This window comes from Deltaproteobacteria bacterium (genome assembly GCA_016180845.1).
Classification (GTDB): domain Bacteria; phylum UBA10199; class UBA10199; order JACPAL01; family JACPAL01; genus JACPAK01.
This window is the reverse complement of the sequence record JACPAK010000001.1, coordinates 717995-730715: the sequence shown is the minus strand read 5'-3', so window position 1 is coordinate 730715 and position 12721 is coordinate 717995. Positions and strand designations below refer to the sequence as shown.

Genomic DNA, 12721 nt, shown 5'->3' with positions numbered 1-12721 from the left:
AAACCAAATCAACGCCCTTTTTTGACCCAGAGAAGATTTTTTGAGCAATTTAGCATGCGCCTAAACCTCAATGAAAAAAGCCAAAGACATCTCTATTTTTCGAAAATTTACGAACCCGAAATTACCCTTAAGCTACCTTTAATTTTAAATCCGGGTGATTGTTTTATCGATGTTGGGGCTCATCACGGTTACTATTCGTTGGCCACCTCTTCCCTGGTTGGGCCGACAGGTAAGGTTCTTTCCTTAGAAGCAGATCCCCGAAATTATGAATCTTTAAAAAGGAATCTTCAGGAAAATAGATTTGATAATATTTTGGCCTTAAACATTGGTATCTCCAATCAGACGGGTACCGCCACTTTTCATAGAAATCCTCTGAATGACGGCGGCGGAAGTCTGCAACGCTGGGAACGCTATGTCGACCGAAACCGTTCCTTTTCTAAGGATCTTATTCAGAGAAAATTCTCCGTAAAAACCGAAATTCAGGTTGAGACCAAGGACATGTCGTCTCTTCTCCTTCACTTAAAGAAAGATACTTTTCTCACACTTGCTGAAGACACCGTCGTCAAAATTGACGTTGAAGGATATGAAGTCGAGGTTGTCGAGGGAATGCTGAGTCTTTTAAATACGAACGGTTGGAGACCGAAGGCATTGATTATCGAATGTTCAAACAAAAAAGAGGGTATCATCCATGACCGGTTGCAACCTTTCGGTTATGTCGCCTCTTATCCTGACCGCCGGGGTCGCCTTCTGAGACCTCGCGAAAACTGTAAATACTATAATAAAATGAATGTGTTCTTTATTCTTCCGGAGCAGATCAATCCAAAGCTCCTCGATCCGAAGTTTCTTTCTCGACACTAAAGAGCAACATGAAAACTCTCTTCTTAAGTTTACCTTATGGGATGTCCGCCAGAAACTATCTAAGATCGGACATGTTCGCGATCCTCAGAAGCAAAGTTCGGCTTGTTGTTCTGACTCCATTGGCTAACGACCCCTCTTTCCGCAAAGAGTTTCATGGGTCTCATGTCTCTATCGAAATGCCCCAATCCGACTATTCCTTATTCTATAAAGTTTTTCGGAAGATACTTGATTGCCTAGAGTCCTATTATTTCACGCAACGAATGAACATTGTCTCTCTTGATTTGATGAAGAAATCTCTTCGCAGGACGAATCCTTGGATTTACCAAATACGAATGATCTTCGGCTGGTTTTTTGCCCGTCCTCGTTTCCTTGCTTTGCTTCATTCTCTACAGCTCTGGATGACTCGCAGTCGTTACTACACCCAGCTCTTTCAGCAATATTCCCCTGATGCGATTATGCTAACGCATTCTATAGCCTTACAAGAAATCTTCCTTGCTTGCTTTGCTAAGAAGCAAAACGTTCCAATCATCGTAGGTATCCACAGCTGGGATACACTCACAACAAAAACAGGGATGGCGGGAGTTGGCTCCAAAAAGCCGCGCTGCGGCCGTACGTTCCCTGTCCGCTTTAACAAAATCCTGGTATGGAATGAAATTCTAAAAGATCAGCTGATCCGATTTTATGGATATTCGCCAAATGATATCTCTATTTCTGGCATCCCCCAGTTTGATTCTTATATTCGCAATGGGACAAGGTCGAGAGAGAGCTTTTTCGCACGATATCATCTTGATCCTTCGAAGAAATTGATCCTTTATGCCGCCGGCAATCCTGTTGTCCTCCCCCATCAAGACGAGATTATCTCAATTCTTCTTGAAGCGTTTGACCAAAGAGACATTCAGATGCCATCCTATCTCATGATTCGCAACCATCCGGGGCATGATACATCATCAATCCAGAAAATGGCTCAGGATCGTCCTGATGTCCTCTTCGATCAACCCAGTATTGCTTATGCAGCGTTATCCAATTCGTCAGGTTGGCAAAATGGCAACGGAGACACCGAACACTTTGCAGAACTTCTTTTCGCAGCTGATCTCGTTATTAACGTTTGGTCAACCGTCAGCCTCGATGCCGCTATTTTTGGCAAGCCGACTATTTGTATCGCCTTTGATGGCCAAGATCAAAAACCTTATTTAGAGTCGGTACGACGATTTTACGACTATACTCATTACCAACCACTCGTAAAGTCTGGGGGTATACGCCTTGTGGAAAACAAGACTGAATTAATCAGTGCTATTAATCAATTTCTTAAAAATCCTCGACTGAATGAAAATGAGCGAAAGAAGATGATTCTTGAGCAAGCAACCTTTCTAGATGGACAGTCAGGGAGACGCATGGCTGAACAGGTTCAATCTTTTCTAGACGAGTCGAGAAGTTCCTCATCATGAAAACAGAAAAAATACTTATCTGCGCCTTGTGTGGCATCGGAGATTCACTCTTTTTCCTCCCCTCGCTTCACGTGTTGAAAAAAAATTATCCCCTCTCGAAAATTCATCTTCTGACACCACCCAACGGATGTGACGACTTACTAAAAAAAGAAAAAAGAATTGACAAGATTATCGTTTTCCCCTGGCAAAAATGGCTCCCTTCGAACAAGAGGAAACCTCTCTGGAAGAATTTCTTCGAGCTTTTCAGTTGCCTTCTCAAAATACGCCGGGAAAAATATGGCCTCTGTTTTTGGCCATTTGCGGTAACAACATCAAAAAAGATGCTGCTCTCCTGCTTCTTGGGTGCTCAAAAGACATTTATTCACATTGGGCCAACCTGGTGGAATCGGATAAAAATCCTGAAATTCTTAAGAATAATCCCTTTCAGACGGAAGGATCATTTTGTTGATAGAAATCTTGACCTGCTCAGGGCATCCGGAGTAAAAATATCTGAGTCGTCGCTCCCTTTTATTTTAGAAACCTCTTCCAATGGCGGGGGAAATTTATTGCCGCTGCCAAAAGATCAGATCCTGATCGGAATTCATCCCGGTGGAAATCTTCTCTGGAATAAAACCAGGAGATGGGGAACGGAAAAATTTTCTCAAGTCGCGCTTGAATTATCTAAAGAAATTGATGCCCATTTCCTAATTTTTGGAACTCCTCCGGAGGAAGAAATTCTTAAAAGCATTACGAACCAGATACCTGATCGGTCTACAGTTGTTTCAAATATTTCCCTGACTGAATGCTCTCTTCTGTTTGAGAAATTACATCTTTTTATAGGAAACGACTCATCTTTGATCCATCTCGCTGCCTCAAAAGGGGTCAAGACGCTTGCCGTGATAGGTCCAACGAATCCTCGTCAAACAGGCCCCTTTGGAGAAAAAGGATACTCCGTCAGGGTCGATCTCCCCTGTAGTCCTTGTTTCGATACCGGTTTTTCAAATGTTTGCCCTGAGCGAAGCTGTCTCACACAGCTTGATCCCGTTCAGGTCGCTAAAATCTCTCTCAAGATCTTAAGAAGCGAAGGCAAACAGAAAATCTTCGATCTTTCACCCTCCAATCATCAGTTTGCCTCATCATCCACCCTTTTGGTGGAAAGGCAGAGATATGAAGAAAGTTATTTAAAAAAACTCGCTTTTTTAAATGAAGCTGTTATACCTTTGCCTAGGCACTTATAACCTCAAGGAGGAGACATGAGATTACTTTTTGTTTACCCAAATCAGATTCATCAGGAGAATGTTTCTCTTGGATTATCCTATATTTCTTCGTACGTTAAGCAGTTTGGTCACGAAACGGCACTCATCGATTATACATGGGGGGGAACCGTTCAAGATTGTATTAACAAATGTGAGGAATTCAAGCCTCATCTTGTCGGGTTTTCACTGACAAGTGGTGACCTCATGTTTTCGTTGGAAATTGCTCGTGCCATTAAGCGCTTAGACAAATCAATCAAGATCATGTTCGGAGCTTCTCATGCGACTGTCGCACCAAAAGATTCCCTCCAATATGACGAAGTGGACATGGCCTGCGTTGGAGAAGCAGAGGAGTCTGTTCGCCAACTTCTTGATCATATGCAGAACGAGCGCGATTATTATGACACCCCTAATTTCTGGTTTAAAAAGGAAAATGGGGAGATCGTTTCGAATTGTGTCTCACTCTTGGAAATGAATCTTGACAAACTTCCCTTCCCTGATCGTGACCTTTGGAACATGGAGACCTATATCAACACCTCAGGTGGAAATCTTGATATGATAGCGGGACGAGGCTGCCCCTACAAATGCACGTACTGCATTATCCCAAAGCTTCATGAAATTAACGAGGAATCGAGGAAACAAGTTCGTTTTAGAAGCGTTGATAACATCATCGCTGAGGTCAAGTATCTTCAGGAAAAATACAAGGGTCGCGTTAAAATGGTCAGCTTTCAAGATGACGTCTTCGCCCTCGCCAAACCATTCATTGCAGAATTCTCAGAAAAATTTCCGAAGGAATGTGGAATCCCATTCATCTGCAATGGACGTGTCGAGGCGATGGATGAAAAGATGGCGGAGATGCTTGCAAAGGCGGGGTGTAGTGGTCTTAACATGGGTATTGAGACAGGCAGTCAGACCTTGAGGCGCTCACTAATGCGTCGTGATATGAGCAATGAGCATATTATCCGAACTTTCAAGGCGGCAAAGAAATTCAAACTTAAGACGAATTCGTATAATATCGTCGGATCGCCCTATGAAACCGAAAGAGACATTTGGGAGACGATTAAGGTTAATCGTGAATGCGAGCCAGACTATCTTCAGGTCTCTATTTTTCAGCCTTACCAGGGGACGGATCTCCACACCCTGTCACGTGATCAGGGCTGGATGACAACGGACATTATGCCGGTTTCGCACAAGCTCACGTCAATTATGAAATATCCCTATATGACGCCACGAGAAATCGTTTGGCAAAAGAAGCTGTTTCGCTTCCGCGTGATGAGAAAGACAAAGCCCTTGGAGGCCTTCATACTTTTACTCCTGGATACAAATTACGAACTCTTTGTTAAGTTTCGGACCAAGATGCCTACATGGCTCAAGCGGTTTCTTTATATTGTCCTCCGGAAGTTCAGCGGTGGTGACGCAGCAAAAACAAGCGATACTTATTTGCCTCGACTTGAATCAGCTGCCTAAACTAAGGTATTAATTAATTCGTAAGGCATGAATCCCTCACATTATATTATTGCCTGTTTCTTGTGTGATCCTGTATCTAACGGACGCCTCTCAAGTCCCGGAGAGGATAGTCGATATTGGAACTCCACGGAGAAGTGTATTCAGTCAGCTCTTCAATTGAAAAGAATGATTGGGGAAGAAATGGGCTTCCAATTTAAATTTACCTGGCTCATCCGTACAGATCGTCATGTGGAAATGACTCATGGCGACTCAGCATGGCCTCTCAAGAAGTTTGAAAAACTCTGGAAGCAAGTGAAGGATTCTGGTGATGAAATCGGCTGGCTCTTTTATCCAACGAATCTAACAAATGGAGAGTGGTCTCAAGACGATTCAGGGGATTTGATTGAGCTCATGTCTCAATCTCATGAGGCTTTTAAGAACACACTTACCTCTCCGCAAACCTCCTACTTTGGTTGGAATGGCCTGACACAGGCTTCAATGAAGCAGCTTGCCTCTCTTGGGGTTAAGATTGATCTTTCTGCAGTCCCTGGATTATATACCATCTCTCATAAACGTCATAAGCCCGAAGTAGGTGCCTGCGATTGGGAGATTTCACCAAAGATCCCTTATCACCCCTCTACCTTTGATTATAGAAGACCTACCGCCTATCCTAATGAGCCGGCCCTGAACATCCTGGAGGTTCCATGCACTATTGTGAAAAACCAATGGGCTCGAGTCAAAGCGACCCTTGGGGATTTGTGGAAAGTGGGAAATTTGGGTCCCCGATACAACTGGAAGAGAAGACGCCAGGGAATTCCCCTAAAACTCGACAACACCCCCAACTTTTTCCAGACGGCTGTTCGCTCTCAATTTGAATCAAAAAACCAAAAACCTGTTCCGCTGATCCTCGTGACTAATATGCTGGCCCTTTTATCCAAGAATCTTCAAAAGAATATGCAATGGCTTGCAAAAGAAGCCTCCTCTCAGGGAACCTTGATTAGATCGGGATTGGCTGAAGAATCTTGGGAAGTTTGGTCAAATCCCTCTCAGATTGGGCTTGATCCTCGTCGATTCCAATTTATACACAAAGATCACGAATCAGATTTCGAAAAAAAATGAAGCAGGTCCTGATAAATTACTTAAACGGTGACGTTTCTACAGAGGAAGTCCCTATTCCATTTTGTAAAGAGAATGGTGTCCTTGTCGCTAATAACTGCTCGGTCATCAGCCCGGGAACAGAAAGAGGTACGGTTCAGCTGGCCAAAAGCAATTTTTTTCAAAAAGCCCGTCAAAGACCGGAACAGTTAAAACAAGTTTTACAAACCCTTCGTCAAGAAGGACCCATAGCAACTTTTAAAAAGGTCATGACCCGTTTGGATACCCTCTATCCCCTTGGATATTGTTCCTCAGGAACCGTGATTTATGTTGGGCAAGAAGTAACCGGGTTCAAAGAAGGAGATAGCGTCGTCTGTGCCGGCGAAGGCATCGGAAGTCATGCGGAAGTCGTGTGGGCGCCTCAATTTCTTTGTCACCTCATTCCCACAAACATGAAATTTGAACACGCAGCTTTCGCTCCCCTCATCGCAATTGCACTCCAAGCGGTCCGCCAATCAGAATGTTCTATTGGAGACAAGGTCGCCGTCATTGGACTTGGCTTGTTAGGCCTGCTGACCACGCAGATCCTCAATGCATCGGGTTGTCATGTCATTGGTATCGATATAGACGAGGATCGCTGTCGGCGTGCCATCACAGCTGGTGCAGAAAGGGTCTGCTTAAGCTCTGAAAAATCTGTCGAACAGGTTCAAGATTTTTCTGGTGGGTACGGTGTCGATGCGGTTCTCGTTATGGCCTCATCAGAAGATAAAGCCCCTTTGATACAAGCCGGAAAATACTGCAGAGAAAAAGGGAAGGTCATAGTTGCAGGAGTCATCCCAACCGAATTCCCGCGTAAAGATTATTGGGAAAAGGAACTCACACTGAAGATGGCCCGTTCATTTGGCCCTGGATATTATGATCCAGAGTATACCATCCATGGCCATGATTATCCGTTTAGTTACGTCCGTTGGACAAGCGGTCGAAATATTCAGGAGGCTATTAATCTTATTCAGACCGGAAAGTTGGATCCTGAACCGCTGATTACACATCGTTTTAGAATTGAAGAATCCAAACAGGCCTATGAATCTCTTTCTCAATCATCATCTATCTTAGGGGCTATTTTCGAATATGAACGGAAGGTTGTTTTACCCCCCTCTAGCGCTCTGAATCACAAAAGAATAGTCTCTAAAAAAGGAGAAAAACCTTGTATCGGTTGGATTGGAGCAGGCAACTTTGCCCAAGCGTACCTTCTGCCTCTTTTAAAAAAGAATGATGAAATCTCTCTCCATACTGTTTCCAATTCCACATCGACATCTTCCCATAATGCACAGCGCAAATTTGGCTTTATGAAAGCCACTTGCAATGTTGAAGACATTATGAACTCGCAGGAAATAAACGGCGTCTTCATTACTTCAAGACATGACTCTCATGCTCAGCTCGTAGAAAATGCCCTCAATCAAAACAAACATGTGTTCGTCGAGAAACCACTTGCGCTGACAAAGGAAGAATTAACAGGGATTGTCAAAACCTGGGAAAAGCATCCAGCGGTGCTATGTGTAGGTTATAATCGACGATACTCTCCTTTATCTACTTGGATAAAGTCTCATCTTAAAACCGTCGCAGGTCCACTCATGCTAAACTATCGTATCAATGTCGGTGCAATGCCTGATAACCATTGGCTCCTTGACCGGAAGCAGGGAGGTGGGATGACACTGGCAGAGGTTTGCCATTTTGTAGACCTTTTGATCTATTTCTCATCCTCCAAACCAACTTCTGTCTACGCAAAGACTTTCGGTGCAACACCCACGGAGAAAAGGACTAATTTGCTTGCCACTATTTGTTTTGAGAATGGCTCTGTTGGAAGTATCTCCTACATCATTAATAGTGATGCCAGCTTCCCCCGTGAAAGAATAGAAATCTTTGGAAGGAATAGCGTGGCTGTCATCGATAACTTTAAACAAGCCTCGATAACCCATGGAGGGAAATCAAGACGAATGCGAAAATGGGCACGCAACATGGGCTACGAGGAAGAAATCAAACTTGTCTTGAAGACTTTTAGAGAAAATGGCCCTCTCCCGATTCCTTTGGAGGACCTCGTCGCAACAAGTTTGACTACCTTTAAAATAGAAGAGGCGTTACGTGAAAACAAACCGATTCCGATCAATCTGGACGAAATTCTAAACCCGGCTATCCTCTAATGAACCGCTTATCTCAAACAAAACTTCTTTTCCAATTGGTTACAAAAGATTTCCTCTCGTCTCTTCTGCCACCGAGGGAAACCAATGGGACACCCCTTCACCATGACAAACGACTGGACGAAGCCATTGAGTGGCTGTTGAGGAGCATTCGGGCAACGAAAGGAAATGGTTCCTCCAAAGGCTTCCATCTACTCTTTGGATGGCTTCCTCCCTTCCCTGAGACGACAGGTTATCTTATCCCGACCCTGATAGATTACATTAACTTAACTGGACGACATGATCTTGAATCAACGATCGAAGAATTAACAAACTGGCTCATTCAGGTGCAATTACCCAATGGAGCCATTTACGGCGGCGAGGTGGGTCGGAAAATTGCGCGTGATGAGCATGGCAAAAAGATCCCCTATCCAGAAGTTTTTGACACCGCGATGGTTCTTGAGGGATTTATCGCAAGTTATAAGCTCCTCAAGAAGGACACATACCTCCAGGCAGCAAAGAAGGCAGCCGACTTTCTTGTGAACAACCAAGAAAAAGATGGTACGTGGGGAAAAGTTTCGTTGGATTTTATTCCTCATACTTATCACAGTCGTTGTGCATGGATTCTTCTGGAATTCTATGAGCTCGTACATGACGAGGTTTATCGCGAATCTGCTCGAAAGAAATTGGATTGGGTCCTCACATGTCAAAGAGAAAACGGATGGTTCGAGAGATGTTTCTTTTTCAAGAAACGTCCCTATCCGATCACTCACTCTATAGCCTATACCCTCGAAGGGCTACAGGCGGGCTACCAACATCTGAGGGACGAACGTTACCTGCACTCTGTCCTGAAAACAGCTGATAAGGTCATGAAAATATTCGAAATTTCTCGACGCTTGCCAGCGCAGTTCAATCCAAACTGGAAGGAAATAAAATATTTTATTTATTCTTTTGATTGCCTGACAGGAATTGCACAGTTTGCCATGATATGGTTTCGTCTTTATCTTATCATGGGAGATGAACGTTATATGAATGCCGCCTTGAATGCGATCGATTATCTAGCCTGTTTCCAGGATATCAATTCTGATATCCCGGAAATCCGAGGAGCGATCAAGGGTTCTTTCCCTCTCTACGGCCGTTACGCACCGATCCAATTTCCCAATTGGGCAGCAAAATTTTTTGCTGACGCTTTGATGATGCGTAAGACAATCATCAGTGATTATGAAAATAGCCATCCTCAGCCGCTACCCAAGAGCTGATCGTCTACATTGGAAAAGGCATCTCATCGAGAAACTTCTCCAAAAAGGTCACACCCTGTTTATCGTCTATGGAGACAGCTCTTTTTGGCATCATTTCAAAGCGGGTTTAGCAAAGTACGGACTCCACGACTTGCTCAAGGTTTACCTTACCAAGAAGAAAATGCTCGGGGGAACAGAAGACCCTGGTTATGGAGGAAAATTGCTCAAGGATTTTGCCAAGGAAAAGCGAATTCCGGTTTATTTTACTAAAAATCTCAACAGTCGTCGCTCAGAACGTTTGTTTAAAAAATTATCGCCCTCGCTGATGATCTTGGCAGGGACACAAATTATGAAGCCCTACATATTGCAGAAATCAGAGAAAGGTGTTCTTAATGGGCACTTTGGTCTATTGCCCGAGATTCGAGGGATGGATACCATTGAATGGTCAATCGTGAAGAATAAACCAATTGGCATCACAATCCACTCTGTGGATCCTGGTGTCGATACGGGCGATATCCTTTCAAGAAAGATCGTAGATCTGAATGGATGTTTTACCTTAGCATTGATACGAGAACGTTGTCGTCAGACTGTCACTAACGAACTGTCCAGGATTGTTGAGGAAATTGAAAATGACAAAGTGGAAAGGTTGTGCCAGGCCCCAAACGACGGAAAACAATATTTTCGTATGAATAAATTTTTTCAAGAGAAGATGTCAGAGCGATTGAAATTAATGGGATCAAATCAATGAACCAAGGCAAAAATAGATTGTTCGGTTTGGAATTTGACAACCTCAATCTCGAGGAGACTTTGGAAAAGATAGATGAGCTCGTTCATTCAAAAAAGCCTCATATGATTTTTACTCCCAATGTCGCCCTCACCGTCTGGGCACGAAAAAACCCCTTCCTAAAGGAGGTGTACGACCGTTGCGACCTGCTTTTGGTCGACGGAATGGCAATCTACTATGCCTCACAGATACTCGGCAAACCCTGCAAGGAGAATGTCGCCGCCTTTCGTGTCTTTCTGAAACTCCTGGAAGAAGGGCCAAAGAAGGGTTACCGGTTCTACTTTTTTGGGGCTAAAGAAGAAGCCGTCAAGAAAGCTGTTGAGAATACCCGACTTAAATATCCAGGTATCCAGATTATTGGTTATCGTAATGGTTATTTTAAACAGGAAGAAGTGCCCGGGATTGTTCAAGAGATCTCGAATACAAAACCGGATATCCTGTTTGTCGCGATGCCAACTCCCCAAAAGGAAAAATTTGTTGCGGAGAATTTAAATAAAATGGGTGTCCCGGTTTCTCTCGGTGTCGGAGGCAGTTTTGACATTGTCGCTGGGCTTTGCAAACAAGCTCCTCACTGGATGACTGTTCTATGCCTCGAGTGGTTCTATCGATTGGTCCAGGAACCAAGGCGGATGTGGAAGAGATATCTGACAACTAATCTTGTCTTTTTAAGACTCTTCTTTGTTGAATTCTGGAAGAAATATGCCTTGCTGGGCAGACCATTGTAACTACCGTATTGAGTATTGACCTGTAGATCCCTTTAGCGATACAACCCTGAAAAAATTCACGAAAGAGAGGTCCTATGTCGGATTATAGTAAATATTTTGCGAACAAGACGATTCTTGTCTCTGGTGGAGCTGGGGCTATTGGAAGCAACCTCTGCAAAACCCTTGCCTCTCTTAAGGCAAAAAAAATTATTATACTCGATAATCTTTGCGCAAGCCCCCGTTGGAACATCCCATCACTTCCTAACGTCCTCTTTGTGGAGGGGGATATTCGGGATGAGGTGAAACTGAAGAGGGTCTTTTTGGAAGAACCGGAGGTCATTTTTCACCTGGCCGCCTTCTTTGCGAATCAAAACTCCATTGATCATCCCGAATCTGATCTGGATGTGAATGGTGTCGGCACCCTCAAGCTACTTGAATACGCACGACTGACAAAGGCAAAGAGGTTTATCTATGCCTCTTCAGGCTGCTCGATCTATGGAAGCTCCACTCCCCTTCCACTCAAGGAAGACTTTTCCTCTCTTTCTCTCAGCAGCCCTTATCAGATAACGAAAATGCTTGGTGAGCTATACTGCAACTTTTTCTCTAATCATTACGAGATGGAGACTGTTCGGGCACGTTTTTTTAACTCGTATGGACCCGGAGAGGTTCCTGGTCAATATCGAAACGTGATCCCCAATTTTGTTTATTGGGCACTTCAAGGGAAGGATATCCCGATCACGGGGACAGGTGATGAAACACGCGATTTCACTTTTGTGGGAGATATTGTGGATGGTCTTTTACGTTGCGGGTCTTTAGAGAAAGCGGTCGGGGAGGCCTTTAACCTTGCCTCGGGACGAGAGATCAAAATCGCCGATTTGGCCAGTCAGGTAATCGAATTAACACGATCTAAATCTAAAATCGTTTTTGCTGAACGACGCAAATGGGATACGAAGAAGCGGATTTTGGCCTCCGTCGATAAGGCAAGGGAATTACTGGGCTATGAGCCTAAAACGAATTTCGACGTTGGTCTTGAAAAGACAGTACAATGGTTTAGGGAAAACTGGGACCTGATCCACAAATCTTCGAGTTTTGCACCAGGAATGTCCTCTGCAGTAAGAAGTGTCATTTCCTAATGAGTACAACTCGAATTCTTAAGAGGCTGTTTGACCTTGTCGCTTCCTTTTGCCTCCTTGTTCTCTTGTCGCCATTTTTTTTGCTTGTCATGCTATTAATTCTGATGACCTCGGGACGCCCTGTTTTTTACCGTTGGAACGTTTTGGGTAAAAATGGGAAGCCATTTACAGGGTATAAATTTAGAACGATGGTGGTGAATGCAGATCAGATGAAGGAATCATTGCTAGCCTATAATGAAATGAACGGTCCCGCTTTCAAAATTAAAGATGACCCACGCGTGACAAAGCTGGGCCGGTGCCTCAGAAAATATAGCTTGGACGAAATCCCACAAATTTGGAGTGTCCTGACGGGAGATATGAGCCTTGTCGGTCCTCGCCCTCCCTCTCAAGAAGAATTCTCGCAATTCGAAGAATGGCAAAAAAGGAAACTTTCCGTCACGCCTGGAATGACCTGCCTTTGGCAGGTCAATGGTCGCAATGATATTTCGAATTTTTCCGATTGGGCTAAATTGGATCTCGAATATATTGACAATTGGTCGCTTCTTTTAGACTTTAAAATTTTACTCAAAACTATTCCGACAGTCATCTCGGGTCGCGGCGCATCTTAAAAAT

The 12721-nt window shown here is 43.9% G+C and carries 11 protein-coding genes; all 11 read left to right on the top strand.

All coding sequences use genetic code 11. From position 1 onward, the window contains the following. Window positions 1-54: 54 nt before the first annotated feature. The 11 genes from HYT76_03775 (at window position 55) to HYT76_03725 (ending at window position 12717) form a co-directional block, all read left to right on the top strand. The gene (locus HYT76_03775) at window positions 55-858 is read left to right on the top strand and encodes an FkbM family methyltransferase (protein ID MBI2082667.1); all 804 of its coding nucleotides are present in this window, start codon (window positions 55-57) and stop codon (window positions 856-858) included. A 260-nt stretch (window positions 859-1118) separates the two neighbouring features. Next, window positions 1119-2303 carry a CDP-glycerol glycerophosphotransferase family protein gene (locus HYT76_03770; GenBank protein ID MBI2082666.1) on the top strand — a complete coding sequence of 395 codons (1185 nt, stop codon included), beginning with the start codon at window positions 1119-1121 and terminating at the stop codon, window positions 2301-2303. Continuing rightward, entirely contained in the window at window positions 2300-3520 is a 1221-nt protein-coding gene (locus HYT76_03765; protein MBI2082665.1) for a glycosyltransferase family 9 protein, read from the top strand. The genes HYT76_03770 and HYT76_03765 overlap by 4 nt, the downstream gene beginning before the upstream one ends. Window positions 3521-3535: 15 nt before the next feature. Beyond that, window positions 3536-5002: a B12-binding domain-containing radical SAM protein gene (locus HYT76_03760; GenBank protein ID MBI2082664.1), complete on the top strand. Its 1467-nt coding sequence runs from the start codon at window positions 3536-3538 to the stop codon at window positions 5000-5002. A gap of 27 nt (window positions 5003-5029) precedes the next feature. Further along, entirely contained in the window at window positions 5030-6100 is a 1071-nt protein-coding gene (locus HYT76_03755) for a hypothetical protein (GenBank protein MBI2082663.1), read from the top strand. Further along, window positions 6097-8274, top strand: a complete 2178-nt coding sequence (locus HYT76_03750; GenBank protein MBI2082662.1) for a bi-domain-containing oxidoreductase — start codon at window positions 6097-6099, stop codon at window positions 8272-8274. Before HYT76_03755 ends, HYT76_03750 begins: the two co-directional genes overlap by 4 nt. After that, window positions 8274-9509, top strand: a complete 1236-nt coding sequence (locus tag HYT76_03745; GenBank protein ID MBI2082661.1) for a terpene cyclase/mutase family protein — start codon at window positions 8274-8276, stop codon at window positions 9507-9509. The genes HYT76_03750 and HYT76_03745 overlap by 1 nt, the downstream gene beginning before the upstream one ends. Further along, entirely contained in the window at window positions 9472-10236 is a 765-nt protein-coding gene (locus tag HYT76_03740; protein ID MBI2082660.1) for a hypothetical protein, read from the top strand. The genes HYT76_03745 and HYT76_03740 overlap by 38 nt, the downstream gene beginning before the upstream one ends. Then, complete coding sequence (locus HYT76_03735) at window positions 10233-10997, top strand: WecB/TagA/CpsF family glycosyltransferase (protein ID MBI2082659.1); 765 nt, start codon at window positions 10233-10235, stop codon at window positions 10995-10997. Before HYT76_03740 ends, HYT76_03735 begins: the two co-directional genes overlap by 4 nt. Before the next feature lie 74 nt (window positions 10998-11071). After that, window positions 11072-12109, top strand: coding sequence for an NAD-dependent epimerase/dehydratase family protein (locus HYT76_03730; GenBank protein MBI2082658.1), 1038 nt, complete (start codon window positions 11072-11074; stop codon window positions 12107-12109). Then, window positions 12109-12717 carry a sugar transferase gene (locus tag HYT76_03725; GenBank protein ID MBI2082657.1) on the top strand — a complete coding sequence of 203 codons (609 nt, stop codon included), beginning with the start codon at window positions 12109-12111 and terminating at the stop codon, window positions 12715-12717. The genes HYT76_03730 and HYT76_03725 overlap by 1 nt, the downstream gene beginning before the upstream one ends. The last annotated feature ends 4 nt before the right edge of the window (window positions 12718-12721 follow it).

Excerpts from the sequence above, each read along its gene's own strand:
- HYT76_03775 (MBI2082667.1), top strand. The coding sequence starts at position 55 with ATGCGCCTAAACCTCAATGAAAAAAGCCAAAGACATCTCTATTTTTCG.
- HYT76_03770 (MBI2082666.1), top strand. The coding sequence starts at position 1,119 with ATGAACATTGTCTCTCTTGATTTGATGAAGAAATCTCTTCGCAGGACG.
- HYT76_03765 (MBI2082665.1), top strand. The coding sequence starts at position 2,300 with ATGAAAACAGAAAAAATACTTATCTGCGCCTTGTGTGGCATCGGAGAT.
- HYT76_03760 (MBI2082664.1), top strand. The coding sequence starts at position 3,536 with ATGAGATTACTTTTTGTTTACCCAAATCAGATTCATCAGGAGAATGTT.
- HYT76_03755 (MBI2082663.1), top strand. The coding sequence starts at position 5,030 with ATGAATCCCTCACATTATATTATTGCCTGTTTCTTGTGTGATCCTGTA.
- HYT76_03750 (MBI2082662.1), top strand. The coding sequence starts at position 6,097 with ATGAAGCAGGTCCTGATAAATTACTTAAACGGTGACGTTTCTACAGAG.
- HYT76_03745 (MBI2082661.1), top strand. The coding sequence starts at position 8,274 with ATGAACCGCTTATCTCAAACAAAACTTCTTTTCCAATTGGTTACAAAA.
- HYT76_03740 (MBI2082660.1), top strand. The coding sequence starts at position 9,472 with ATGAAAATAGCCATCCTCAGCCGCTACCCAAGAGCTGATCGTCTACAT.
- HYT76_03735 (MBI2082659.1), top strand. The coding sequence starts at position 10,233 with ATGAACCAAGGCAAAAATAGATTGTTCGGTTTGGAATTTGACAACCTC.
- HYT76_03730 (MBI2082658.1), top strand. The coding sequence starts at position 11,072 with ATGTCGGATTATAGTAAATATTTTGCGAACAAGACGATTCTTGTCTCT.
- HYT76_03725 (MBI2082657.1), top strand. The coding sequence starts at position 12,109 with ATGAGTACAACTCGAATTCTTAAGAGGCTGTTTGACCTTGTCGCTTCC.